Source organism: Magnetospirillum aberrantis SpK (assembly GCF_011022235.1).
In the GTDB taxonomy this organism is placed as follows: Bacteria; Pseudomonadota; Alphaproteobacteria; order Rhodospirillales; family Magnetospirillaceae; genus Magnetospirillum; species Magnetospirillum aberrantis.
In genome coordinates this window covers 19478-45197 of record NZ_JAAIYP010000040.1, presented here as the reverse complement: position 1 = coordinate 45197, position 25720 = coordinate 19478, and the positions used below count along the sequence as shown (strand labels likewise).

The following is a 25720-nucleotide window of genomic DNA, read 5'->3' as shown; positions in this document are numbered from 1 at the left end:
CCGACCGCTTCGAATTTGAATTAGAAGCGTTATTATTTATCGGAGGATTTCCCCGTGCGCTTTCTTCCCTATGTGCTGGTGGCCGCCATGGCCGCCCCGGTCGTCGTCTGGCTGTTGATCAACACCTTGGTGATCAAGGGCACCTCCACCTCTTTCGGCGGCAACGATCTTTACGTCGTGCTCAGCCTCGGCGGCTTCATGCTGTTGGCTTTTGGCTTGCTCTCCACCTGGATGGACCGCTTCATCCAGCGCACGCGCGACTGACGCCTTTCCCCAAGCGGTTGGCATCCCCCGCGTTCCGGCATAGAGTGGGCGCGGGGATGCAGCCGATGTTCAGGGGACTTTCATGAAGCGTCTTGTTCTTGTTTTTCTGGCCGCATCGCTTGCGGCCTGCGCCTCGGAGCCGCCGCCCGCCCAGCCGGAACCGCAGCCGGACCCGGCCCCCATGGCCGAAGAGCAAAAGCCGACTGAACCCGCGGCGGCACTGATCGCCGAAGCCCCCATGCCGCTGGCGCCCGAGGCCACGACGCCCGACGCTAAGATGCCTGCCGCTAAAATGATGGACACGGCAACGCCGGCCGCCGCCCCCGTGACCGAACCGGCCCCAAAGGCTGCGCCGGGTCTGGACAAACGCACCTTGGTCTACCTCGCGTCCTACAAGACCGAGGACCGGGCCAAACAAGGCTTCAAGACGCTGGCCAAGTCCTCGCCCCTGTTGGCCCGGCAAGAGCCTATCCTGCGCAGCTTCGACCTTGGCCCCAAGGGCACCTGGGTCCGGCTTTACGCCATGGCCGACGACGAGGCCGGACGCAAGGCCATCTGCGCCCAGGTGGGCAAGCGCATCGACGAATGCGGAGCCCGCAACAGGGAGTAGCTTGATCGGCCGCCCTGGCCGGTGTAGGTGAAACCCATGGCTTCTCCTCCTCTTCTCGCGCTTCGCGACGTTCGTCTCACCTTCGGCGGCACCCCGCTGTTCGAGGGCGTCACCACCTGGGTCGGGCGGGGCGACAAAACCTGCCTGGTCGGCCGCAACGGTTCCGGCAAGTCCACGCTGTTGAAGGTGCTGGCCGGCGAGGTGCTGGCCGATTCCGGCGAGCGCTTCGTCCAGCCCGGTACCCGCATCGCCACTCTGCCGCAGGACCCGCTGCTGGATGGCGCCAGCGTGGCGGAATACGTGGCCCATGGCCTGCCCGAGGACGAACGCGACCAGACCTATCGCGTCGAGACGGTGCTGGCCGCGCTTGGCATCGATGGCAGCCGCGCGCCCCAGAACCTGTCCGGCGGCGAAGGCCGCCGCGCCGCCCTGGCCCGTGCCCTGGTCGGCGAACCCGACGCGCTGTTGCTGGACGAACCGACCAACCATCTGGACCTGCCGACCATCCTGTGGCTCGAGGAATGGCTGAAAAGCTATCAGGGGGCGTTGGTGATGATCAGCCACGACCGCCGTTTCCTCGACACGGTTTCCAAACAAACCTTGTGGTTGGAACGCGGCGTGGTACGCCGTGCCGAATTCGGCTTTTCCGGCTTTCCGCAATGGCAGGAAGAGACCTATGCGGCGGAAGAGGCCGAGTTGGCCCGTATGGACAACCTGTTGCGGCGCGAGTTGCACTGGCTGGCGCGCGGCGTCACCGCACGGCGCAAACGCAACATGGGCCGCCGCCGGGCGCTTGACGTGCTGCGCGGCGAACGCGCCCAGCGTTTCAGCTCGAAACAGGACAACGACCGCCGCGCCAATCTGGCGGCCGATGCCGGCGACATCTCGGGCCGGCTGGTGATCGAGGCGGAAAAGCTGGAGAAGTCCTATGACGGCAAGGTGATCGCCAAGGGCTTTTCCACCCGCATCCTGCGCGGCGACCGCGTCGGGCTGATCGGCCCCAACGGTGCCGGCAAGACCACGCTGTTGCGCATGCTGACCGGCGACCTGGCCCCCGATGGCGGCGTGGTGCGTCTGGGCACCAACCTGGAACCCGCCTATTTCGACCAGCGCCGCGACCGTCTGGACCCGGAAAGATCGGTGTGGGACACGCTGACCGATGGCCGCGGCGACAACATCTGGGTGCGCGGCCGCCCCCAGCATGTGGTCGGCTATATGAAGGACTTCCTGTTCCAGGAAAATCAGGCCCGCACCCCGGTCAAGGCACTGTCGGGCGGCGAGCGCAACCGTCTGCTGCTGGCCAAGCTGTTGGCCAAGCCCAGCAACCTGCTGATCCTGGACGAGCCGACCAACGACCTCGACATGGACACGCTGGATCTGTTGGAAGAGGTGCTGGCCGATTACGAAGGCACCCTTTTGGTGGTCAGCCACGACCGCGACTTCCTGGACCGGCTGGTCACCAGCGTCATCGCCGTCGAAGGTGACGGCGACATCGCCGAATATACCGGCGGCTATTCCGACTATCTGGACCAGCGGCCGAAAAAGGACGAGCCGGCGGCCAAACCCAAGCCCGACACCCCCAAGGCCGAGATTCCGCGCGCCAAGACCGCGACCAAGCTGTCCTATAAGGACGCGCGCGAGTTGGACGAACTGCCCGGCCGCATGGACAAGCTGTCGGCCGAGATCGCCAAGCTCGAGGCCGAGATCAACGACCCCGGCCTTTATACCCGCGACCGCAAACGCTTTGACACCGCCACCGGACGCCTTGACGCCGCCCGCGTTGAACTCGAGGCGGCCGAGGAACGTTGGCTGGAACTGGAAGCCCTGCGCGAGGAGTTGACGCGCTGAACCCGCGCGACGTCGTCCTCGCCTTGCTGGTGGTCAGCCTGTGGGGCACCAACTTCATCGCGGTGAAGATCGTGCTGGGCGTGCTGCCGCCATTGTTCCTGACCGCGTTGCGTTTCGCCCTGGTGGCGTGCGTGCTGGTGCCGTTCTTCCGTCTCCGCCGCGACCAGATCAAGGGGATCGCCGCCATCGGCGCGGTGCTGGGCTGCGGCCATTTCGGCCTGTTGTTCGTCAGCCTGTCGGGCATGGATGCCGCCAGCGCCGCCATCGTCACCCAATTGGGCGTTCCCTTCAGCGCGCTTCTGGCCTGGGCGGTGTTCGGCGAAAAGCTGGGACCAGCCCGCAGTTTCGGACTGGTGATGGCTTTCGCCGGCGTCGCCCTTTTGGCCGGCGAGCCCAGCCTGCCCCATTGGGGGCCGTTGGCCATCGGTGTGGCCTCCATGGTCTGCTGGGCCATCAGCAACGTCCAGGTCAAACGGCTGGGCACCATCGCCCCCCTGGCGCTCAACGGCTGGATGGCGCTGTTCGCCGCGCCCATGCTGCTGGGCCTGTCGCTGGCCGGCGAAAGCGGCCAGCTCGACGCCCTGGCCCACGCCATCATGTCGCCGCCCATCCTGGCCGGCATGGCCTATACCGTCATCGCGTCGTCGCTGGTGGCCTATAGCCTGTGGTATCAATTGCTGGGGCGTCACCCCATGAACCGGATCGTGCCCTTCACCTTGTTGGGGCCGGTCATCAGCGTGGCCGGCGGCGTCACCCTTTTGGGGGAGCCCTTGGGCTGGCACAAGCTGGCGGGCGGGGCGCTGACCATCGCCGGCGTGGCGGTGGTGCAACTGATCGGCGGCGTCGTGCCGTGCAAGGACGAACCGGAGCCCGGCACATGACTTCCAAACAAGCCTACGTCCACCATCTGTCGCCCAACCACGACATCCGACGCATCGCGGGCGTGGACATGCTGGTTCTGCACTACACCGGCATGCGCAGCGGTCCCGAGGCGCTGGATCGGCTTTTGGACCCCGACGCCCAAGTCAGCGCCCATTACCTGGTGGACGAGGACGGCACCATCCACCACCTGGTGCCCGAAAGCCGCCGCGCCTGGCATGCCGGCAAGTCGTGCTGGCGCGGCGAAACCGACGTCAATTCGCGCTCGATCGGCGTCGAGATCGTCAATCCCGGCCACGAATTCGGCTATCGGCCGTTCCCCGAAGTCCAGATCCAAGCGGTGATCCGCCTGTGCCTGGGAATCGTCTCGCGCCACTCCATCACCGCGCGCAACGTGGTCGGCCATTCCGACGTCGCCCCCACCCGCAAGCAAGACCCCGGCGAGTTGTTTCCTTGGGCCCAGCTCAAGGGCTATGGCCTTGGCCTGTGGCCATTCACGGGCGATGAACGCGCCGTTCCCGAACCCGAGGCGGTGCCTGGGTTACTGGCCGCCTATGGCTATGACGTCAGCGACCCGGCGGCGGCCATCGCCGCCTTTCAGCGACATTTCCGCCCGGAACGGATCGACGGCGTCGCCGATGGTGAAACCCTGGCCCGCCTGCAACGGCTTTTAGCCGCGGTCTAGACCCTATGGCCGCAAAAGCCCCCTTCGCATATTCCGGCGCGGCGGCCCCTGCGTCGTTCAGATCACCTTGCCGCTGTCATCGTCGACCACGCCCACCACACCGGCCAGCCAGCCGCGCAAGGCGCGGCGCTGCATCAGCTTGTCCTGGGCCGGTCCCGGCAGGTCGGACAGGGCAATCACCCCCCGACGGATCAACACCTCGATCAGGTCTTCCAGCACGCGGATGAAAGACAGGTCGGAATTGACGAAAGCTTCGTCGCCATCGGCCAAGTCCGCGGCGCAGGCCCGGCTTAACAGGGCCAGCACTTCGGGATGGTCGATGGGCACTTCCTCGGCATCCTCGCTCAACGGCACTTCGGCCACCGCCACCACCTGGCCATCCTGGTCACGGACGACATAAGGCATCGCCACCTCCCGCGAACCCAAAAGGAAAAGGCCCGGCGCATCGCACCGGGCCCTGGACATCACGCCTTGCCGAACACCCGGCGGAAAATGGTGTCCACATGCTTGGTGTGATAGCCGAGATCGAACAACTCGTCGATCTGGGCCGCACTCAGCGCCTTGGCGACGTCGGTGTCGGACTTGAGACCGGCCAGGAACTTGCCCTTGGTTTCCTTGCCCTCTCCGGCGGCGTCCCACACCTTCATGGCGTTGCGCTGGACCAGGCGATAGGCGTCCTCGCGGCTGACGCCGGCCTGGGTCAGCGCCAGCAGAACACGCTGGGAAAAGATCAGGCCGCCCAACTGGTTCAGGTTGCGCTCGACCACGTCCGGGTAGACCACCAGCTTGTCGACCACGTTGGTCAGACGCGCCAGGGCGAAATCCAGGGTAATGGTGGCGTCGGGGCCGATGTAACGCTCGACCGAGGAATGGCTGATGTCGCGCTCGTGCCACAGGGCGACGTTTTCCATGGCCGGCACCACATAGCCGCGGACCATGCGGGCCAGACCGGTCAGATTCTCGGTCAGCACCGGGTTGCGCTTGTGTGGCATGGCCGAGCTGCCCTTCTGGCCGGGCGAGAAGTATTCCTCGGCCTCGCGTACTTCGGTGCGCTGGAGGTGGCGGATTTCCACGGCCACCCGCTCGATCGAGCTGGCGATGGTGCCCAGGGTGGCGAAGAACTGGGCATGGCGGTCACGCGGAATGACCTGGGTCGACAGCGGTTCGGGGCTAAGGCCCAGCTTGGCCGCCACATGTTCCTCGACGCGGGGGTCGATGTTGGCGAAGGTGCCGACCGCACCCGAGATGGCGCAGGTGGCGATGTCCTCGCGCGCCGCCAACAGGCGGGCCTTGTTGCGCTGAAACTCGGCGGCGAAACCGGCGAACTTGAGACCGATGGTCACCGGCTCGGCATGGATGCCGTGGCTGCGGCCCATGCACACCAGATCCTTGTATTCGAAGGCCCGGCGCTCAAGCGCCGCCAACAGCGCGTCGATGTCGGCCAACAGGATGTCGGCGGCCTGGGTCAACTGCACGTTCAAACAGGTGTCGAGCACGTCGGACGAGGTCATGCCCTGGTGCACGAAGCGCGAATCGGGGCCGATGTGTTCGGCCAGTTCGGTCAGGAACGCGATGACGTCGTGCTTGGTCTCTGCCTCGATGGCATCGATGCGGGCAATGCGCTCGGGGGTATAGGGCCGGTCGCCGTTGGCCCACACCGCCTTGGCGGAATCCTTGGGGATCACCCCCAACTCGGCCAGCGCGTCGCAGGCATGCGCCTCGATCTTGAACCAGATCGAGAACTTGTTGGCGGCTTCCCAGATGGCGGTCATCTGGGGGCGGGAATAGCGCTGAATCGACATCGAAAGGCCTCTGGGTACGGGCGTTCGGAAAGGGCGGTTATGGCAAAAAACCACCGGTTTTGCCAGGGTCTAGAAACAAAAAGCCGCCCAGGGCGAACCGGGCGGCGTTCATTTTCGATCCAAGACAGAGGTCAGAGCGGCCGGGTGCGGCCGTAATGGATGAAGTCGGTCCAGGTGCGTTCGACCCGCTGCATGGTGTCGACGGTGGTGTCGAGCGCCCGCACCGTCTCTTCGTTGACACCCAAGGCCTCGGCCAAATCGCTTTGCAGCTTGCGAACCGCGTTGCACAGGTCCAACCCTTTCTGCGTCAGACGCAGGCGAACCGAACGACGGTCGTGCGGCGAACGTTCCTGGGTCAGGTAGGCGGCTTCGGTCAGCGCCTTGATGTTGTACGAGACGTTCGAACCCTGGTAATAGCCGCGATCCTTGAGGTCGCGGATCACCACCTCGTTCTCGCCGATGTTGTAGAGCAAAAGCGCCTGCACGGCGTTGATATCCTCGATGGCAAGGCGGCGCAACTCGGTACGCAGCACGTCGAGGAAGTGGCGGTGCAGACGTTCGACCAAGCGAACAATGTCGAGATAAGGCTGATTCATAGCCAAGGAGTATAGGATCAACACCATTGCTCAACAACAGGCTTTTTATGGGATTTGAACGAAATGTAACCAGATTGCCGCACGAACGACGAGCGGCCATTGCCGCACCCCTTGGGGAATTGTAAGGTGCGGCGTTATTGTTCTTGTCGCCACGGGAGGTGGCATGACCGGCGAAATTCCTGACGCCGCAGCTTCTGCTCGACCGCTGATCGTTACCGTGTTCAACCAGAAAGGCGGCGTCGGTAAGACCACCACCGCCGTCAACGCCGCCATCTGCCTGGCGGCGTTCGGGAAACGTGTCGCGCTGGTGGACCTGGACAGCCAAAGCAACGCCACCGCCAATGTCGGTGTGCCGCCGCCGGTGGCGACCGGCGCCTATCACCTCATCACCGGTCAGGCCAGTTTCGAGCAATGCCTGCGTTCCACGCCGTTCGAGAACCTGCGGCTGGTCGGCGGCTCGGACGAACTGGCCTGGGCGGACATCGAACTGGCCATGGGCGAACAACCGGAAGCGGCCATGAGCCGGGCCCTGGCGGTGTTGCCGGACAATTTGGACGCCATCGTCATCGACTGCCCGCCGGCACCGGGTATCGTCTCGGTCAATGCCCTGGTGGCGGCCGATCTGGTGGTGATGCCGGTGATGCCCAGCCCGCATGCGCTGGACGGCCTGCACAAGGCGTGGTGGAACGTCACCCGCGTCCGCAGCCATTTCAACCGCGGCATGGAAGGATTGCACATCCTGTTGACCATGACCGAAGACAGCGACCTGACGCGGCGGCTGTCGGCCGACATCATGGCCGAATTCGGGTCCCGCGTTCTGCCGATCATGGTGCCACGCGACGGCTCGGTGATCGAGGCGGCGTCGCGCGACCTGCCGGTGGCGGTGCTGGCCGCCGGATCGGCCCCCGCCCGGGCTTATGTGCGGGTGGCGGAATTGTTGCTCGATCCCGCCGCCAACGACCTGGAAACGCGCGAAGCCGCGCGCGCGCGCCTGATGGAGTGGCAACAGAGATTGGGCAACTTGCCAGCCCATCGCGACCGCTATGGCGACACCGGCGCGCCGCCGCCCCCCACCTGGACCGAAGGAACCGAGGACCAGTTGGGCAAGGACGAAACCGAGGAAGCCGAACCCGCCCCGACATTCACATCCCACCGCCCATCGGTTCGCCGCCCGCGGCCTGCCACCACACCTAACGTGGATTGGGGACGACGGCTGGCGCTGTGGCTGTTGCTGGTGGGGATCGGCGCCCTCCTGGGGGCCGCCGTCACCCTGGCCGTGCTCAAGGGACCGGACTGGCCGCTTCCGGTATGACCCTCAAACGGAAACGGCCCGCTGCCGATGGCAACGGGCCGTAACTTTTCCGAGGATCGCGAAGTCTCAGTGGAACTTGCGCGACAGGTCGGCGATGGCGGCATCGGCCAGAGCGGCCTTCTGCGCGTCGGAAACCGACTGGGCCAGAACCTTCTGGGCGGCGCTCATGGCGACATCCACAGCCACGTTCTGAACTTCCTTGAGGGCGGCGGCCTCGGCCTGGGCGATCCGCTCGAGAGCCTGGGCCTCGCGGCGCTTCAGGGCCTCTTCCAGATCCTTGGCGGCCTGCTTGGACAGGCGCTCGGCCTCGGACTTGGCGTGAGCGATGATCTCCTCGGCTTCCTTCATGGCGTCATGCTGCTTGCGCTGATAGGTCGCCAGCATTTCCTGGGCGTCCTCACGCAGCTTGTGCGCCTCGTCGAGACGAGCCTTGATCTTGGCGGCGCGGCCGTCGAGGGCGGCGCCGATGGCGTTGAACACCGGCTTGAAAGCCAGACCGACAACCAGCAGAAAGGCGATGTACACCCAAACGTGGGGGTCGGCATAGAAGGGCACGGCGGCGTGGCCGGCCTCGGCGGCGTGCTCAGCTGCGAAAGCGGACGAAATCATTAGCCCTGCTCCTTCAGAGCGGCGGCGACCGCAACGTCGATCTGACCCTGGTCGGCGCTGGCGCCGATCAGACGGGAAACGGCGGCACCGGCGATTTCGGTGGCGACTTCGCGAACCGACGCCATGGCCTTTTCCTTGGCGGCGGCGATGCGGGTCTCACCAGCCTTGATCTGGTCGTTCAGCTTGGCGTTGAGTTCGCGGGTGCGATCCTCGGCCTGCTTGGCCAGACGCTCGCTCGCCTCCTTGATGACGGCGTGGGCATGGGCACGGGACTCGGCCAGCGCCTTCTCGTACGCGGCGACGGCGGCTTCAGCCTCGGCCTTCAGCTGCGCGGCCTTGTCGAGATTGTCATCGATCTTGCGCTGACGTTCGTCGAGCACGGCACCGATCTTCGGCAGAGCCACCTTCGCCATCAGGAAGTACAGCGTGATGAAGGTGACGACCAGCCAGAAAATCTGGGGCAGGAAGAACGCCGTTTGTTGGAACTGGGGCATCCCGGTGCTCCAAGACGTGGGTAAAGCAAAAGGTTCACGGTTCCCGTCGGGCGGAACGGACCGCGCGGAGATTCCGCGCGGCCTCGAACCATCCGAAGGAGATTTTCGCGAACTTAGGCGAAAAGAACCATCAGAGCGACGACCAGCGCGAACAGCGCGATGGCCTCGGTCACGGCGAAGCCGATCCAGCCGTACAGCTCGACGTTCGCCTTGGCGGCCGGGTTGCGGCCCACGGCGGCGATCAGGTTCGACCAGATGTTGCCCACGCCGATACCGGAACCGATCATGCCGATGGCAGCCAGACCAGCACCGATGAACTTAGCAGCACTCGCGTCCATATTTTTGCTCCTTCGAGGAAAAGATCTAACCAGACAAAACTTAGCCCTACACCACGCGCATCAGTGCATGTGGATGGCGTCGTGCAGGTAGATGCAGGACAGGATGGTGAACACATAGGCCTGCAACAAGGCGATACCGATTTCCAGCACGGTGATGGCGCTCAGGAAGGCGAACGGCACGATACCGGGCAGGATGTAGAAGCCGCCGAGGCTGACCACGAAGCCGCCCATCACGAACAGGATGATGTGGCCCACCGTCATGTTGGCGAAAAGACGAATAGCCAGGCTGAACGGACGGGAGAAGTACGAGATCAGCTCGATCGGGATCAGGATGAAAGCCGTCAGCAGCGGAGCACCATGCGGGAAGAACATGCGCAGGAAGTGCAGACCGTGACGGGCGAAGCCGATGATGGTCACGCCGACGAACACCACCGCCGCCATGGCGAAGGTCACCACCACATGGCTGGTGAAGGCGAAACCATAGGGGATCAGACCCAGCAGGTTGCCGAACAGCACGAACATGAACAGCGTGAAGATGAAGGGGAAATAGGGACGCCCCTCCTGACCCACGTTGTCGCGCAGCATGCCGGCGACGAATTCGTAGAGCACCTCGGCCAGCGACTGCCAGCGACCGGGAACCAGCGCGCGCGAGCGCACCGACAAGGTCAGCAGGGCAGTGATCAGGGCGACGGCGATCACCATCATCAGGGCGGACTGGGTGAACGAAACGTTCAGGCCGCCAATATGGAAGTCGAGACCCGGCAGGGCGTGGATCTCGAACTGCTGCATCGGGGAATGCTTCTCTGCCACCTTGGCCTCTCTCGCCTATTCTTCCGTTCGTTCCGACCGACGCCTCTGCGAACCGCCGAGGCCGACCGACTCGTCCAATCCCTTGGCCGCGCGATAGGCGTTCATCACGCCCGCCGCTCCGCCGAGGAGCAGAAACAACACCATCAGGATCGGGGCCGTTCCCAACCAACGATCGAGGGCATACCCAATTCCGACACCGACCGCAACGCCGGCGACGAACTCGATGCTGATTCGGAACCCGAGACCCAGACCGGAGCTGGCGACGGAATGGGTCGGACCGACCTTCCGCGCTGCCGTCTCCGCCCCCCGCGCAACACGCAGGCGGGCCTCGATATCCTCCAGCGGTGAGGGATTTTCTTGCTCAGCCATGGATGATGAGCCCCTTGAAAGTCCCAACCGCCATCACAACGGTGCCAAAAGCGCGGGCACCATAAGGGGAGAGCCCACCCGTGTCAAGAAGGGAAACCGCCAAACACAAGTACTTGAGGTCATTGAAAAATCCTAACCCCCATCGGCGGTATGCGGGGTGGTCCTACCGCATTGCCACGAGGAATCCCCTCCCCGAAGGGGTAGTCGCCCTCGGGTAGGTCAGGACGACACCGATGTCTCGCGGATGGCCTCGGCCTGGGCGAGGTCCACCGAGACCAGCTGCGACACGCCGCGCTCGGCCATGGTGACACCATAAAGGCGGTCCATGCGGGCCATGGTCATGCGGTGATGGGTGACGATCAGGAAGCGGGTGCCGGTAGTGCCGGCGATGCGTTCGACAAGCGTGCAGAAGCGGTCGACATTGGCGTCGTCCAAAGGCGCGTCCACCTCGTCCAGCACGCAGATCGGCGCCGGATTGATCAGGAACACCGCGAAGATCAGGGCCAAGGCGGTCAACGCCTGTTCCCCACCCGACAGCAGCGACAATTGCTGGAGCCGTTTCCCCGGCGGCGAGGCCATGATCTCCAGCCCAGCCTCCAGCGGGTCGGCGGATTCGGTCAGCGCCAGATGGGCGCGACCGCCGCCGAACAGCCTCACGAACAGATCGCGGAAGTGCTGGTCCACCTGTTGGAACGAGGCCAACAGGCGTTCGCGGCCTTCGCGGTTCAATTCGGCGATGGCGCCGCGCAGCTTGGCGATGGCCTGGACCAGGTCGTCCTTCTCGGCACGCATGACCGCCATGCGTTCCTCGAGTTCGGCCACTTCCTGTTCGGCCCGCAGGTTGACCGGCCCCATGGCGTCACGTTCGCGCATCAGGCGATCCAGCTTGCGTTGAAGCTCTTCGAGGTCGGGGCGTTCGTTTTCCACCAAACCGGCGATCCCGCGCAATTGCTCGGGCGTCATGTCCAGGCGTTCGGAAATGCGCCCCGCCACCACCCGGCATTGCTGGTCGGCGGCCGACACCGCCGCCTCGCGGCGGATACGGTCCTCACGCGCGGCGGCCAGGGCGGCCTCGGCCGCGCGCATGGTCCGATCCGCTTCGGCCAGGATCCCCTCGGCCTCGGCCAGGGCATCGGCGGAGCGTTTGCGCTCGCCCTCGGCGGCATCGAGGCGTTCCAGCAATTCGGCCCGGCGGCGGGCGAAGGTGTCCGGGGCCTGGGACAGACGTTCCAGTTCCAACATCACCGTCTCGCGCCGCTCCTGCAACTCCTCCACATGGGTCCGGGCGCTGTCGGCACGGCGACGCCACGATTCGATGTCGCCGGCGATGGAATCCAGACGGCGCTTGCGCTCGCCCGCCTCGCGGACGATGCGATCCAGGGCCGAACGCGCCTCGACCAGGGCCGAACGACGTTCGGCCAGATCGGCGCGCAGCGCATTGACCTTGTCGCGCCCCTCGTCGGCACTTTGAGGAAAGGCGGCGACGGTCTCGCGCGCCATCATCAACTCGCCCTCGGCCTCCTCCAGGTCGGCCCGTGCCGCCTGGGCCTGTTCGTTCAGACTGGACAGACGCGATTCGTGGGCGGCGAAGCGTTGCGCCAGCTTGCCGTGTTCGTCGCGGGCCTTGGTGGTCTCGACCTCGGCCCGCTTGACCGCGTCCTTGGCGGCACGTTCGTTCTCGGTGGCCTCCTCGACCGCCTGGGTGGCCTCTTCGACGCGGCCTCGCGCTTCCTCGACCCCCATTTCGGCGTCCTCAAGACGCGCCTCCAACTCGCGCAGCCGGTTGCGCTGGGCCAGACGCAGCGCCATGGGGCTGGGAGCGCCGGCACGGGCGACGAAACCGTCCCAGCGGACCAGGTCGCCGTCGCGGGTGACCAGACGTTGCCCCACCGCCAGTTCGGAACGCAGCCGTTCGGCCTCGGCCACGTTGGCCACCATTCCGACCTGTGACAGGCGCCGCGCCAATGCCGGCGGCGCGGAGACGAAACGGGCCAGCGGTTCGGCCCCCGTCGGCAGGACCGGGGCATGTTCGAGCGGCGGCAAGGCCTGCCAATGCAACGGCGCGGCGACATCCAACGACGCCGACAGGTCGTCGCCCAAGGCGGCGGCCAGGGCCGGTTCGGTGCCGGCGGCGGCGCTGACCGCGTCCAGCACCGGCACATGGTCGCCGCTGGCGCCTTGCGCCAGAACGTCGTTCAGCGCCTCGGCCTCGGCGGCCAGACGGGAGCGGGAAGCGTTCGCCGCCTGAAAGGCGTCGCGCGCCGATTCTCGGGCGGCCATGGCCTGGACCCGCTTCTTGTCCCATTCCTCGGCCTCGGCGCGGCTTTCTTCCAGGTATTCCAGCGCCGATTCCAGGTCCATCTCGGCCGCCGTCAGCTCGGCGCGGTCCACTCCTTCCTGTTCCGCCTGGGCCTTCTGCGCCTCGACCTGAAGCACACGTTCCTTAAGGCGGTCGCGGCGATTCTCGGCCTCGGCCAGGCGGCGCAGGGCGGCGGCGCGTTCGGCGTCGGCGGCAGCCACCTCCTCCATGACGCGGGAAAGGTCCTTTTCCACCGCCGCCACCCCTTGGGCGGCGGCCTCGACGGCGACATCGGCCTCTTCCCGCGCTTCGTCCTCGCCCTGGGCCGCCTCGCGGATCGCCGCTTCCTCGCCGGCCAGACGCTCGACCGCGCCTTCGGCGTCGGCGGCGCGGGCGTGTTCCTTCTGAAGATCGCTGGTGGACTGGGCCAACCGGCTTTCCAGATCCCGCCGGGTTTCGGCCAGACGCCCTTCCTCGCCCTCCAACTGTTCGCGCTCGACCAGAAGGCGCTGGAAAGCCCCCTGGACCTCGGCGTCGCGGCGGCGCAGTTCGGGCAAGCCGGCGGCTGTCTCGGCCTGGCGGGCGGCGGCGACCGCCGCCAGTTCGGTCGCCTCCTCGACCCGCAACTCGGCTTCCTTCATGGCGGCGCGGGCGGCGTCGATCCCGGCCAGCGCCTCCAGCCAATGCAGGTACAGAAGCTGGGCCTCGATGGCCTTGATCTGTTCGGAAACGGTACGGTAGCGCACCGCCTGACGGGCCTGTTTCTGCAAGCCGCGAAGCTGCTCGTCCAAGGTGGCGAGCACGTCGTCCAGGCGGTCCAGGTTGCCTTCGGCGTTCTTGAGGCGCAACTCGGCCTCGTGCCGACGGGAATAAAGGCCGGAAATTCCCGCCGCCTCTTCCAACAGGCCGCGCCGCTCCGCCGGCTTGGCGTTGATCAAGGCGCCGACCCGACCCTGGCTGACCAGTCCCGAGGACCGCGCGCCGGTCGAGGCGTCGGCGAACAGCAACTGCACGTCGCGGGCGCGCACATCCTTGCCATTGACGCGATAGGCCGACCCCTGGCCGCGTTCGATACGGCGGATGACCTCAAGCTCGTCGATGTCGTATTGCGGCGGCGCGCTGCGCTTGGAATTGTCCAGACCGACGCTGACCTCGGCCAGGTTGCGGGCCGGGCGGTTGGACGTGCCGCCGAAGATGACGTCGTCCATCTCGCCGCCGCGCATCTGGCGCGCCGACGTCTCGCCCATCACCCAACGCAACGCCTCGATCAAATTCGACTTGCCGCAACCGTTGGGGCCGACCACCCCCGTCATGCCCGGCTCGATCAAAAGCTCGGTGGCATCGACGAAGGATTTGAACCCCGACAGACGCAGCCTGGTGAACGCGATCACGGCACGGGCCCCCTACCCGCCAGTATCCGGGCGCGCCCTACTTGGCGGCGTCCTTCAACACCTGGAAGATCTTTTCCGGGTCGTGCCCCTCGACGACGGTGCCGTTGATGATCATGGTGGGCGTCGCCTCGATGCCGAAGGTGGTGTTGCCGGCACGTGCCCGATCCTGGATGGCGTTGGCAAGGTCCTGGCGTCCCAGACAGGCATCCACGTCCTGACCGGTAATGCCGGCGATGCGCACCAGCTTCTTCAGGGAATCAAGCGGGTTGGACGATTCCATCCACTTGTGCTGCTGTTCCATGATCAGAGCCAGAACGCCGTAATAACGCTCGGGTCCGGCGCAATGGGCGATCATCGAGGCGCCGATGGACATGTGCGCCGGCGCGGTGGGAAAATCGCGATAGATCAGCTTAGCCTTGCCGGTATCGATCCATTCGGCCTTGATCTTGGGCAACGTCTCGGTATGCAGGTTGGCGCAATGGCCGCAGGTGGTCGAGGCGTATTCGATGATGGTGATGGGGGCGTCGGCCTTGCCCATCACATGGTCGATGGCGAAGGTATCGGCCTTGTCGGCAGCGGGGGTTCCGGCCTTGTCGGCGGCGAAAGCGGCACCAGCGGCGCACAACGACGCCAAAACCGCGAACAGACGAACGACGTTCTTCACCTTTCCCTCCCTGCGGAGCGTTCAAGAGGTCGGGATATTAGGGGCGAGCGCGGCGCGAAACAAGGATGGCCTGGGCAGTTTCGCCGCAATCGCCGCTTCCTGTTCTTGCCCGTGGCGGCATAGGGGTGATTTCGCCTATGGTTAAGCCCATGCCCTCGCCCACCTCCCTTCCCCTTCGTCTGCTCGATTGGTACGACCGCAACGCCCGGCTGCTGCCATGGCGGGCCCGCCCCGGCGAGATGGCCGATCCCTATCGGGTCTGGCTGTCGGAGGTGATGCTGCAACAGACCACCGTCCAGGCGGTCGCCCCCTACTTCCTGCGTTTCCTGGAGCGGTGGCCAAGCGTCCACGCCCTGGCCCAGGCCCCGGTCGAGGACGTCATGCACGCCTGGGCGGGACTGGGCTATTACGCCCGCGCCCGCAACCTGCACAAATGCGCCCAGGTGGTGAGCGAATGGCGTGAAGGGCATTTCCCCGACGACGAGGACGCATTGCGCAAGCTGCCGGGAATCGGCGACTACACCGCCGCCGCCATCGCCGCCATCGCCTTCGGGCGCCGGGCGGTGGTGATGGACGGCAACGTCGAACGGGTCATGGCCCGGCTGTTCGCGGTGCGCGAACCGCTGCCCGCCGCCAAGCCGACATTGAAGGGCCACGCCGCCAGCCTGACCCCCGAAACGCGGCCGGGCGACTATGCCCAGGCGGTGATGGATCTTGGCGCCACCATCTGCACGCCGCGCAACCCGGCCTGCGGCCTGTGCCCATGGATGGATGCGTGCGAAGGCCGCAAGCTGGGGATCGAGGAAAGTCTGCCGGCCAAGGTGGAAAAGGCGGAAAAGCCGACCCGCCACGGTCTGGCGTTCTGGACCGTGCGCAAGGATGGCGCCGTCCTGTTGCGCCGCCGCCCGCCCAGCGGCCTGTTGGGCGGCATGATGGAAGTTCCTTCGACCCCTTGGCGCGAGGGCGGAGCGTGGGAACTGGAACCGGCACGGGCCGAGGCGCCGCTGAACGCGGAATGGCGGCTGTTGCCCGGTCTGGTCCGGCACACCTTCACCCACTTCCACCTGGAAATGCGGCTGGCGACGGCACGCACCGGCAACAACCCGCTGGCCCGTGGTATATGGTGTCCGTTGGACCAATTGGGCGACCAGGCCTTGCCGACCATCATGCGCAAGTTGGTCCGCCACGCTTTGGCCAAGGCCTATTGAGGGGGGAAAGAACATGCGTCACGCCGCCATCCTTGCCGCCGCCCTGTGCCTGTCGGCCCCCGCATCGACAATGGCTCAGATCCAGTACGGTGAACGGCTGCTGATGGGGGCGCCCGCCGGCTGGAGCACGGTTCCCATCCAGCGCGGCGAAAAGATGGTCATCACCCGCCTGTTCCCGCCGGGCGAGGGCGAGACGCAGTGGACCCAGGCCATCACCGTCCAGATGTACCCCAACTCGGACCAATCGGCCCGCGCCTTCATCGAAAGCATCATCGCCTACAGCCGCGACAATTGCGAAGCCGTCGGCCCCGGCCCGGTCTCCGAGACCCAGAACAACGGCTATCCCAGCGCCACGGTCACCGTCACCTGCACCAAGGGCCGCGCTTCCGGCATGGGCAGTTTCGCCCTGATCCAGGTCATTCGAGGGCGCGAAGGTCTTTACGCGGTCCAGCGGCAATGGCGCGGCCCGGCCTTCGGCCGCGACCAGAACCCGGCTTTCCCCCCCGACATGCTGAAGGAATGGGGCGAATTCGCCCGCACGGTGTCGCTATGCGACACCCGCAACAGACAGCACCCCTGTCCCTGAGCTACTTGCACAAGGTGACGCCCGAAACCGCGTCGGTATGACAGAACAGCTTGCGGTCGCCGACCTTGCCCAGGGTGTTGCCGCGCCCGTCCTTGTGCAACATCACCTTGTCCTTGCCCATCTTGCCCACCGTCCCGTTGCCGGTGTCGAGCAGGATGACCGGCTCACCGCCGACCTTGCCGATCGTGCGTCCCTGTTCGGGATCGGCCAGAATCACCGTGTCGGCCGAGGACCGGGGCGGGTCGGCGGCCAGGGCGGCGGCGGGACACAGCAGCAGGGCACACAGAAGCGGGCGAAGCATGGCAGCGGCGTTCCAAAGGTTGCGAAACCATTGAAGCACCATCCGGCCACCACCGCCACGGCGGCGTGCGACAGGCAAGAATACACGCTTTGTTCCCCCGGCCATTCCCCCTATACTCCGCGCCATGTCCACGCCCCCGTCCCCGCCGCGTTTCGTCCTGCCGCATGTTCCCGCCCTGGTCGCCGGGGTCAGGGGCGCCGTGCTGCTCGACACCGACGGCGAGTTCCACAACCTGTCCCTGTCCGAGGCGGCAAGCGCGGCGCGAGCCACGCCCCCGTTGCTGTGCCACGGCCCGGCGGTGGCCGGACGTTTGGGGATCGAGCCGTTCCCATGCCTGGACATCCTTGAACTGTTCGCCTTTGTCCGTCCGGCACGCTTTTGCCTGCCCACCGCCAAGGGGGTGATCGAGGCAGCCGGCCTGGCCCCGCCGGCCGATCCCGAGGACGAGGCCGAAGGACTGTTCCGCGCGGCCCGCCGTCTGCTGGAGGAACTGGCCGGACGCACCGCCGGCGACACCGCGGCGCGGGCCGCCGACACCCGTTCCATCGCCTGGGCCATGGCGCGGGCGGGATGGAGCTGGGGCACCGCCGTCCTGGCCGCCCTGGGTGTCCAAGGAGACGCGGAGCGCAACAACGGTCTGCGGGTTTGGGAACGGCTGCCGGAATGGTCGGAACACGCCCCCGAGCCGCCCCCCGGCAACGTCCCGGTGGAACCGGACGAAGCCCGCGCCCGCCTGACCGCCATCCTGGGAAGCGGGGCGGAACAGCGCCCGGCCCAGGCCGATTACGCCTCGGCGGCGGCGGCGGCCTTCGTACCGCGCGACCGCATGGGCGAACCGCGCGTGGTGCTGGCCGAGGCCGGCACCGGCACCGGCAAGACGCTGGGCTATATCGCGCCCGCCAGTCTGTGGGCGGAAAAGAACGGCGCCCCGGTGTGGATCAGCACCCACACCCGCAACCTTCAGCGCCAGTTGGATTCCGAACTGGACCGGCTGTTTCCCGACCCGCTGGAAAAGGCCCGCCGGGTGGTGGTGCGCAAGGGTCGCGAGAACTATGCCTGTCTGTTGAACTACGAAGAACAGATGATGCGCAACCGTCCCAACGAGGCGGTGGCGACGGGGCTGATGGCACGGTGGCTGTTGGCGACCCGCGACGGCGACATGGTGGGCGGCGACTTTCCCGGCTGGCTGAGCGACCTGTTGGGCCGCCCCCGCACCTTGGGGCTGGCCGACCGCCGGGGCGAATGCATCTTTTCCGGCTGCCCCCACTTCAACAAGTGCTTCATCGAAAAGGCCGTCCGCCGGGCGCGGCGGGCCGACATCGTCATCGCCAACCATGCCCTGGTGATGATCCAGGCGGCCTTGGGCGGACTTGACGACGCCAACCAGCCGACCCGGCTGGTGTTCGACGAGGGCCATCATGTGTTCGAGGCGGCCGACAGCGCCTTTTCCGCCCATCTCAGCGGTTTCGAGGCGACAGAGGTGCGGCGCTGGCTATTGGGACCGGAAGGCGACGGTGCCCGGTCGCGGGCGCGTGGGCTGAAACGCCGGGCCGAGGAACTGGTGGGATTGGCCGAGGACGCGCCGGCGGCGCTTGACGCCGCCCTGGCCGCCGCCCAGGCCCTGCCCGGCCCCGGCTGGCAGAACCGCGTTCTCGACAACACCCCGGGGACCCCCACCGAGAGCTTCCTCAGTCTGGTGCGTCAACAGGTCTATGCCCGCGCGGCAGGCGGCGAGTCCTCGCCCTATAGTCTGGAAACCGATTGCCGGCCCTTGATCGACGGCTTGGCCGAGGCGGCGTTGGAACTGGCCGAAGCACTGGGCCGTATCGGCGCGCCGCTGACCCGTCTGGCCCGCACCTTGGAAAAGAAGCTGGACGACGAAGCCGCCGAGTTGGACAGCAACACCCGCGCCCGTATCGAAGGGTTGACCCGCTCCATCGAACGCCGGGTCTTGGTGCCCGTGGCCGGCTGGAAGGCCATGCTGGAAGAACTGGTGGAGGGAACCGCCACCAGCGGCCAATACGTGGACTGGTTCGGCGTCGACCGCATCGACGGCCGCGACGTGGACGTCGGCATGCACCGCCATTGGATCGACCCCACAGTGCCGTTCGCCAAGGCGGTGATGGAGCCGGCGCACGGCGTCCTGGTGACCAGCGCCACCTTGCGCGACGGTGCCGGCGGCCCCGATTGGGGCGGCGACGGCAATTGGGACGCCGCGGAAAAACGCACCGGCGCCGTGCATTTGACCGCGCCGGCCTTGCGCGCCGCCGTTCCCTCGCCCTTCGACTATCCCGCCCAGACCCGCGTGCTGGTGGTATCGGACGTGCGCAAGGACGACATGGATCAGGTGGCGGCGGCCTATCGCGAACTTTTCCTGGCGGCACAGGGCGGCGCGCTGGGATTGTTCACCGCCATCTCGCGTCTCAAGGCCGTCTACAAGCGCGTCGCCGGCCCGCTGGACGAGGCCGGCCTGTCGCTTTTGGCCCAGCATGTGGACAACATGGACACCAGTACGCTGGTGGACATCTTCCGCGCCGAACACGATTCCTGTCTGCTGGGCACCGACGCGGTCCGGGACGGCGTCGACGTTCCCGGCCAGTCGCTGCGGCTGATCGTGTTCGACCGGGTGCCATGGCCGCGCCCCGACATCCTGCACAAGGCGCGGAAAAGCACCTTTGGCGGCAAGGCCTATGACGACATGATCACCCGATTGCGGCTGAAACAGGCTTTTGGCCGGCTGGTACGCCGGGCCGGCGACCACGGCGTGTTCGTGTTGCTTGATCCCCTGATGCCGACCCGGCTGCACAGCGCCTTTCCGGCGGGCGTGGCCGTGCGCAAGGTGGGATTGGCCGAAGCCGTCGCGGTCACGCGGGAATTCCTGGCCGAACGCCAGGACTAAAACATTTCGGCCTGGACTAAAACATTTCGATCGTGTCGGCGTCGCACAGCCGGGTCAAATCGGCTTCTTCGAGATCTTGAACCGGGACGAAACCGAATTCCACACGCTCCGGGGCATCGCCGGAAGACCGGGTCGAGGTGCGTTGAGCCGAGCGGCGGGAAACCCGGTGGCTGGTTCTGCGGTTCTGTTTGCCGACGATTGTGGAGGGCATGGCCGCCTCCTTTCCTTGGTCGTTCGGCAAATCATACCAAAGATATAACACGGAGTCTCAAGCGGCTTGTAAACGAACACACAACAACCGTTTTCAGGCTGCTTGGGATCAGGGAGTCTCGCACGTCATGCAATAGGGGCTTTTCTCGCGCACCAGCCGGGCGAATTCGTCCGGCGGAACGGGCCGCGAGAAGTAATAGCCCTGGGCCTCGTCCACGCCGTGGGCGATGATGAAATCCAATTGCTCGCGGGTTTCGATGCCTTCGACGTTGACCCGCGCACCGATGGAATGGCCCAAATTGACGATGGCCTTGACCACCGCGGCGTTGTCGGCATGGCGGCCGATATCGGCGACGAACGAGCGGTCGATCTTGAGCTTGTCCACCGGAAAACGCTTGAGGTAGTTCAGACTGGAATAACCGGTGCCAAAGTCGTCGATCGAGATGACCGCCCCCATTTCGCGCAATTGCTGCAACACCTCGATGGTCGCCTCGATGTTCTGCATGGCGATGCCTTCGGTGATCTCGAGCTGCAACTGCTCGGCCGGGAAACCGGTCTGGTCCAGGATGTCGGACACCATGGCCAACAACGTCTGGTGATGCTTGAACTGAGCCGGCGACAGGTTGACGGCAATCTTCAGGGGGGGCAGACCGTCACGCGCCCAATCGCGCCCCTGAAGACAGGCGCGGTGCAAAATCCACCGTCCCAAGGGCGCGATCAGGTCGGTCCGTTCGGCGATGGGAATGAACTCGGCCGGACCGACCCAGCCGCGCGTCGGATGGCGCCAGCGCAGCAAGGCCTCGCACCCGACGATCTCGCCGGTGGTCACCTCGACCAGCGGCTGGTAATGCAGTTCCAGTTGCTCGGTGCCCAGCGCCAGCCGCAAGTCGCGTTCGATGATCTTGCGCGCCTGAACCTCGGCGTCCATCTCGGCCACATAGAAATGGTAGTTGTTCCGCCCTTCGGACTTTGAACGGAACATGGCCAGATCGGCGTTCTTCAACAACTGGTCGGCGTCACCGGCGTCATCGGGATAAAGGGTGACGCCGATCGAGGTCGAGGTCATCACCTCGTGTTCATCGAGCCCGAACGGATCGGCGATGGACGAGATCACCGATTCCGCCACCGGAACCGCCCCGGCCGCTCCGTCCAGGTTGGTCAGGATGATGGCGAATTCGTCGCCGCCCAGCCGCGCCACCGTGTCGGTCTCGCGCACACAACGCTGCAACCGTTTGGCCACCGCCTTGAGCAGAAGGTCGCCGACATGATGGCCGAGCGTGTCGTTGATGTCCTTGAACTTGTCGAGATCCAGGAACATCAGCGCCACCTTGTGCCCCACCCGCTTGGCCTGAAGCAGGGCGCTGCGCAGCCGTTCCTGGAACAACACCCGGTTCGGCAGGTTGGTCAAGGCGTCGTGATGGGCGAGATGGTGGATGCGCGCGGCGGCCAGCTTGCGTTCGGTGATGTCGCGCCCGACCAGAACCAATCCGCGCCGCGTGCCGTCGTCGTTGAACAGCGGCAGCTTGACCATGTCGAACACCTTGGTGCCGCGTTCGGGAATGGCCACCTCGCGTTCGTAGCTGATGGGGCGCCCTTCGCCCCAGGCCCGTTCGTCGGTTTCGGTACCGACACGCAGAACCTCGCCTTGCCCATGGGACAGCCGCGCCAGTTCGTAACCGCTGCGGCCCTGGTAATCGACGTCGCGAAGCCCGGTGACCTCCAGATAAAACTCGTTGGCAACCAGCCACCGCCCCTTGCCGTCCTTCAGGCAAACCAGATCGGGCATGGCGTTGATCAGGGTGGTCAGCCACTCCTTCTGCTGGCGCAGTTCCTCTTCGGCGGCCTTGCGTTCGGTGATGTCGTGGGCGATGGCGATGAACAACCGCTGGCCGCCCAACTCCATGGCGCTGACCGACAATTCGAGAGGGAAGATCGCGCGGATCTTGCGCACGCCCGTGACCTCGCGGCGCTGGTCGAGCACGCTGTCGAGCGCCAAATGTCCGTCATCGTCCACCAATTCCGGGATCAGGACGCCGATGGCCTTGCCGACGATCTGGAACGGGTCGTAACCGAACATGCGTTCGGCCGCTGGATTATAGGTTCCGATGGCGCCGTTCTCGCCGAAGGTGATGATGGCATCGGCGGTGTTGTCGACGATGGCTCGGTTGTGCAATTCCGAAAGCCGGTAATTTTCCGCCAGCGCCTCCATGGTGCGGGCCTGCTGGCGCAACAGCGCCTCGCGATGCGCCATGTTGGTGACGTCGAACACCTGAACCAGACAGCCGCGCCCTTTTCCCGCCACCACCGGTTTGACCACCACGATCTGGTGCATGGGCTCCGACCGGCCCGGAACACGGCCGTCATGAACCAATGGGAACAGGCGCTTGTTCAGGGAAGAGGACAAAATGGCCGACATGCCGCGAACCAGCGCGTCGTCCACGGCACCGACCACCCGCGATCCGGCAAGGTCGGGAAACACCTGGGCCAAGCCAGCTCCCAACGCATCGGCGGCTGCGATGCGCGACGCCTTGGCCATCCAGTCGTTCCACAAGACGATGCCGCCGCCGCCATCGACCAGCACCAGCCCGATCTCGCTGGCGTCGGACAATGCCCGAAACAGGTCGTCAGGGTGCAGGCTGTCCATGGTCTCAGCCGGCCAACTGGGCGGCCACATAGGCCTGGACCGCCTCGACGAAATGTTTGGCCGACAAGATGTCCATGACGAAAGCCAAGTACCCGTGCACGTCCTTTTTCAACAACGAAAAATCCACATGCAGAAACATCACCATCTCGCCTTGCCCGCCGGTGCCACCGATGGTGCAGGCATCAAGGATGCGGGCGCCACGTCCCCGCACATAGGTCGGCAGAGATCCCTCGACCGGCGTATGCAACTGATTGGCCAAGCTGCCCAGACAGGCGTTGAGGATGATGTTGCCGACCTCGAGCAGCGCCTCTTGCTCCAATTCGGTCAACTGGTCCAGCGGCACCTCGTCACCCAGCATGTGACGCACCAGATCCAGGCTGCGCTTCTCGGGGAAGATCAGCAAGATGTCGCCTTGGAAATGGCCGCGGAAATGTTGCCGAACCGCCACCGAATCGGCACCTTGGGTTTCTTGTTCCAACCGGGTGGCGGCCTGCGCCGGCGTCAGGAAATCGACGAAGGGAACGGACAGGTGGACTTCGTCCTCGACCAGTTGCGACAACGACGCCGCGGCATGGCCAATGGCGATGTTGAGCAGTTCGGTGACCGCATCACGCTCCGTCTCGCCGATGAAATCGATCATGGGGCGTCGTCACCCAGAAAGGCCAGCAATTCGTCCTCGTGCAAGGGCTTGGTCAGAAAGCCGACTCCCATGTCCTCGGCCTGATGACGTACCGGGTCCTGAATGTTGGCGGTCAACAGCGTGACACGCACATCCGGCGACACGGCCCGCATGCGCCGAGCGGTCTCGATGCCGCCGATGCCGGGCATGTTGACATCCAGCACCACATAATCCGGGCGGGCCTCGACCAACACGGCCAACCCCTCTTCCCCGGACCCGGCCTCAAGCACGACCCAACCGGGCCGTTTGGTTTCGACCACCCTGCGCGTCATCATGCGCGCCACCCGGCTGTCGTCAACCAGCAACACCGTCTTGACACTCATCCGCCTCTCCCACCGCCAAGGCCCCCCGCTTTCGCCTCGGCCACTCAATTCTATCCGCCCCAACCCCAAACGAAATCTATGCTCGACGCCGCCAACCACCGCAAGCCTTAAAGTCCACGAACCCGCAGGGAAGAGCACGTTCCGGCACGGCCTTCGTTCCGGTCTTGCAATTGCGCAACGGCAAAGGTAATTTCCCGGCCTCCGCGGCGTTCACCCCGCGCGGTTGCCGGCGTAGCTCAGTTGGTAGAGCAGGGCTTTCGTAAAGCCAAGGTCGGGGGTTCGAGTCCCTCCGCCGGCACCATAAATCAGCAGCAAAAACAAACACTTAGCCAAGCGTCTTGACAGGCGCAGGGCGCTGTTTTGCAATTCGCAGTGATTTCGCAGTTGGCCTGCACGCGCAAGCACAACTGCAAGCTGTGAGGCGCAAAATGGCCCGAGAGGCAAAGCAGGAATACCGCTACCACGAGGACGGGACGATCGCGCTTTATCGCCGCCCCAACAGCGCCATGTGGTATGCGCGATGCAAACTGGACGACGGCGTCGCGCTGAACCCGTTCAGTACCGGCACCGAGGACGAGCACGAAGCCGTCAAGGTCGCCAAGAAGCGCATGCTCTATGCCGAGGTGGATCGCGAACGCGGGATCGAGCCCGGCGGCAAGACCTTCTCCTTCATCGCCGAGCAATGGCTGAAGCGCAAACGGGTCGAGGTCGAGAAAGGCATTTCCACCAAGATCAAGGTGGATGCCTACGAGGCCATCGTCCGCCGCTTCCACATCCCCTATTTCGGCAAGACCAAGATCACCGAGATCACGCCCAGGAAATTGACTGCCTACGAGGATTGGCGCGCGACCTATTGGACCACCGGCCCCGGCTCCCTGGCCGAGACCGAGACGATCCGCCGCAAGGACGGCAAGGAATACGTCCGCAAGACCAAACGGATCGCGCGCGGCAAGCGGGATGCCGAGGACACGGTGCTGCGACAAATCTTCAAATTCGCGGTCAAGGAGGAATACCTGCCGGTGGAGCGCATGCCGACCGTCGGCGGCAAACAAGGTGGCAGCACCAACGGCAATGGCCGTCATTCCAACCGCCGCCCCGCCTTCACCGCCGAGCAGGCGACCAAGCTGCTGAACTACGACGCCAACGAGTTCTACCCGATCAGCGACAAGATGACGCCCGAGGCGGTGAAGCGGCTGGAGAACGACCGTATGGTGTTCAAGGCGTGGCTGGCGCTGATGCTGGGCACCGGCCTGCGTCCCGGCAAGGAACACCAAGCCATCCGCTGGCGGCATTTCGAGCAGCACCAGGACCGCGATGGCCGCGACCACCTGTTCCTGACCATCCAGAAGGACACCAAGACCGGCGCGCGCACCGTCCACGTCGATGACGAGGTCTATGCCAAATACCTGACGCCCTACAAGGTGTTCCCCAGCCGCGAGGACGACTTCACCATCACCGATAGCGAGACCGGCAAAGCGACTTACGGCACCCGCTTCAAGTCACCCGACGATTTCGTTTTCTGCGACCAGGATACCGGCGCGCCGATCCAGAAGTTCGACCGCCAGTTCCACACCATGCTGCGCAATCTGAAGATGGAAAAGGACGACAACGGCGATCCGTTCACGCCCTACAGCCTGCGTCACACCTGGGCGACACTGAAGCTGAACGCGGGCATGGACATGCGGCTGGTGGCGCTCAACATGGGCACCAACCCCGAGATGATCCACCGCCATTACGGCCACGACAACACCCGCAGCCGGGCGGCGGAATTCACCAATGAATGGCTAACCGAAGACGATGAGGAGTGACGCGGCAGCGGGAAACCGCGAGCTTACTTGATGTAAGTTCGCCGCCTGCAAGCCTGCTCAGGGTTTGGCGAATGCACTGTGCAGCACCATGG

The 25720-nt window shown here is 65.5% G+C and carries 25 protein-coding genes and 1 tRNA gene; 11 read left to right on the top strand and 15 right to left on the bottom strand.

From position 1 onward, the window contains the following. The first annotated feature begins 54 nt into the window (after positions 1-54). The 5 genes from G4223_RS15150 to G4223_RS15130 all read left to right on the top strand — a co-directional run bounded on the left by G4223_RS15150 (position 55) and on the right by G4223_RS15130 (position 4286). Positions 55-264 (top strand): hypothetical protein, encoded by a 210-nt coding sequence (locus G4223_RS15150; RefSeq protein WP_163681511.1) that lies wholly within the window; start codon positions 55-57, stop codon positions 262-264. A gap of 82 nt (positions 265-346) precedes the next feature. After that, the gene (locus G4223_RS15145) at positions 347-874 is read left to right on the top strand and encodes a hypothetical protein (RefSeq protein WP_163681510.1); all 528 of its coding nucleotides are present in this window, start codon (positions 347-349) and stop codon (positions 872-874) included. Positions 875-910: 36 nt separating this feature from the next. Then, complete coding sequence (locus tag G4223_RS15140; RefSeq protein ID WP_163681507.1) at positions 911-2722, top strand: ABC-F family ATP-binding cassette domain-containing protein; 1812 nt, start codon at positions 911-913, stop codon at positions 2720-2722. Next, positions 2680-3603, top strand: a complete 924-nt coding sequence (locus G4223_RS15135) for a DMT family transporter (protein ID WP_241004151.1) — start codon at positions 2680-2682, stop codon at positions 3601-3603. The genes G4223_RS15140 and G4223_RS15135 overlap by 43 nt, the downstream gene beginning before the upstream one ends. Beyond that, positions 3600-4286 carry an N-acetylmuramoyl-L-alanine amidase gene (locus G4223_RS15130; protein ID WP_163681505.1) on the top strand — a complete coding sequence of 229 codons (687 nt, stop codon included), beginning with the start codon at positions 3600-3602 and terminating at the stop codon, positions 4284-4286. The genes G4223_RS15135 and G4223_RS15130 overlap by 4 nt, the downstream gene beginning before the upstream one ends. A 57-nt stretch (positions 4287-4343) precedes the next feature. On the opposite strand, the gene G4223_RS15125 is transcribed toward G4223_RS15130, so the two are convergent. From G4223_RS15125 to G4223_RS15115, 3 genes are all read right to left on the bottom strand, one after another. After that, positions 4344-4691 (bottom strand): hypothetical protein, encoded by a 348-nt coding sequence (locus G4223_RS15125; RefSeq protein WP_163681503.1) that lies wholly within the window; start codon positions 4689-4691, stop codon positions 4344-4346. 59 nt (positions 4692-4750) lie between these two features. Beyond that, the gene (gene purB / locus G4223_RS15120) at positions 4751-6088 is read right to left on the bottom strand and encodes an adenylosuccinate lyase (protein ID WP_163681501.1); all 1338 of its coding nucleotides are present in this window, start codon (positions 6086-6088) and stop codon (positions 4751-4753) included. A 131-nt stretch (positions 6089-6219) separates the two neighbouring features. Beyond that, complete coding sequence (locus G4223_RS15115; RefSeq protein ID WP_163681592.1) at positions 6220-6684, bottom strand: MarR family winged helix-turn-helix transcriptional regulator; 465 nt, start codon at positions 6682-6684, stop codon at positions 6220-6222. Between the two features lie 163 nt (positions 6685-6847). On the opposite strand from G4223_RS15115, the gene G4223_RS15110 reads away from it, so the two are divergent. Continuing rightward, a complete protein-coding gene (locus tag G4223_RS15110) occupies positions 6848-7996 on the top strand; it encodes a ParA family protein (RefSeq protein ID WP_163681499.1) in 1149 nt (382 codons plus the stop codon). Positions 7997-8062: 66 nt separating this feature from the next. Here G4223_RS15110 and G4223_RS15105 read toward each other — a convergent pair whose 3' ends face one another. The 7 genes from G4223_RS15105 to G4223_RS15075 form a co-directional block, all read right to left on the bottom strand. Next, a complete protein-coding gene (locus G4223_RS15105; RefSeq protein WP_163681497.1) occupies positions 8063-8605 on the bottom strand; it encodes a F0F1 ATP synthase subunit B family protein in 543 nt (180 codons plus the stop codon). Continuing rightward, positions 8605-9099 (bottom strand): F0F1 ATP synthase subunit B family protein, encoded by a 495-nt coding sequence (locus G4223_RS15100; RefSeq protein ID WP_163681495.1) that lies wholly within the window; start codon positions 9097-9099, stop codon positions 8605-8607. The genes G4223_RS15105 and G4223_RS15100 overlap by 1 nt, the downstream gene beginning before the upstream one ends. A gap of 113 nt (positions 9100-9212) precedes the next feature. Continuing rightward, positions 9213-9437 carry a F0F1 ATP synthase subunit C gene (locus G4223_RS15095; protein ID WP_163681493.1) on the bottom strand — a complete coding sequence of 75 codons (225 nt, stop codon included), beginning with the start codon at positions 9435-9437 and terminating at the stop codon, positions 9213-9215. Positions 9438-9497: 60 nt separating this feature from the next. Then, positions 9498-10226 carry a F0F1 ATP synthase subunit A gene (locus G4223_RS15090; RefSeq protein ID WP_163681491.1) on the bottom strand — a complete coding sequence of 243 codons (729 nt, stop codon included), beginning with the start codon at positions 10224-10226 and terminating at the stop codon, positions 9498-9500. Positions 10227-10262: 36 nt separating this feature from the next. Further along, the gene (locus G4223_RS15085) at positions 10263-10616 is read right to left on the bottom strand and encodes an AtpZ/AtpI family protein (protein WP_163681489.1); all 354 of its coding nucleotides are present in this window, start codon (positions 10614-10616) and stop codon (positions 10263-10265) included. Positions 10617-10835: 219 nt separating this feature from the next. Next, entirely contained in the window at positions 10836-14306 is a 3471-nt protein-coding gene (gene smc / locus G4223_RS15080) for a chromosome segregation protein SMC (protein ID WP_163681487.1), read from the bottom strand. Between the two features lie 37 nt (positions 14307-14343). Then, positions 14344-14970, bottom strand: coding sequence for a thioredoxin domain-containing protein (locus tag G4223_RS15075; RefSeq protein WP_163681485.1), 627 nt, complete (start codon positions 14968-14970; stop codon positions 14344-14346). A gap of 149 nt (positions 14971-15119) precedes the next feature. On the opposite strand from G4223_RS15075, the gene mutY reads away from it, so the two are divergent. Next, positions 15120-16178, top strand: coding sequence for an A/G-specific adenine glycosylase (gene mutY, locus G4223_RS15070; protein WP_241004150.1), 1059 nt, complete (start codon positions 15120-15122; stop codon positions 16176-16178). Between the two features lie 13 nt (positions 16179-16191). After that, positions 16192-16764: a hypothetical protein gene (locus tag G4223_RS15065; RefSeq protein ID WP_163681481.1), complete on the top strand. Its 573-nt coding sequence runs from the start codon at positions 16192-16194 to the stop codon at positions 16762-16764. Between the two features lies 1 nt (position 16765). On the opposite strand, the gene G4223_RS15060 is transcribed toward G4223_RS15065, so the two are convergent. Beyond that, positions 16766-17065 (bottom strand): hypothetical protein, encoded by a 300-nt coding sequence (locus tag G4223_RS15060; protein WP_163681479.1) that lies wholly within the window; start codon positions 17063-17065, stop codon positions 16766-16768. A gap of 124 nt (positions 17066-17189) precedes the next feature. Here G4223_RS15060 and G4223_RS15055 point away from each other — a divergent pair, with 124 nt between their 5' ends. Beyond that, positions 17190-19964 (top strand): ATP-dependent DNA helicase, encoded by a 2775-nt coding sequence (locus G4223_RS15055; RefSeq protein WP_163681476.1) that lies wholly within the window; start codon positions 17190-17192, stop codon positions 19962-19964. Between the two features lie 16 nt (positions 19965-19980). Here the strand turns inward: G4223_RS15055 and G4223_RS15050 are convergent, their stop codons facing one another. The 4 genes from G4223_RS15050 to G4223_RS15035 all read right to left on the bottom strand — a co-directional run bounded on the left by G4223_RS15050 (position 19981) and on the right by G4223_RS15035 (position 23820). Further along, complete coding sequence (locus G4223_RS15050) at positions 19981-20175, bottom strand: hypothetical protein (protein ID WP_163681475.1); 195 nt, start codon at positions 20173-20175, stop codon at positions 19981-19983. 108 nt (positions 20176-20283) lie between these two features. Further along, positions 20284-22818, bottom strand: a complete 2535-nt coding sequence (locus G4223_RS15045) for a sensor domain-containing protein (RefSeq protein WP_163681473.1) — start codon at positions 22816-22818, stop codon at positions 20284-20286. Positions 22819-22822: 4 nt separating this feature from the next. Further along, complete coding sequence (locus G4223_RS15040; RefSeq protein ID WP_163681471.1) at positions 22823-23458, bottom strand: chemotaxis protein CheX; 636 nt, start codon at positions 23456-23458, stop codon at positions 22823-22825. Continuing rightward, complete coding sequence (locus G4223_RS15035) at positions 23455-23820, bottom strand: response regulator (RefSeq protein ID WP_163681469.1); 366 nt, start codon at positions 23818-23820, stop codon at positions 23455-23457. Before G4223_RS15035 ends, G4223_RS15040 begins: the two co-directional genes overlap by 4 nt. A gap of 225 nt (positions 23821-24045) precedes the next feature. Here G4223_RS15035 and G4223_RS15030 point away from each other — a divergent pair. Together G4223_RS15030 and G4223_RS15025 are read left to right on the top strand one after the other, a co-directional pair. Continuing rightward, a tRNA-Thr gene (locus G4223_RS15030) sits at positions 24046-24121 on the top strand. Between the two features lie 127 nt (positions 24122-24248). Beyond that, complete coding sequence (locus G4223_RS15025) at positions 24249-25628, top strand: tyrosine-type recombinase/integrase (protein WP_163681467.1); 1380 nt, start codon at positions 24249-24251, stop codon at positions 25626-25628. The last annotated feature ends 92 nt before the right edge of the window (positions 25629-25720 follow it).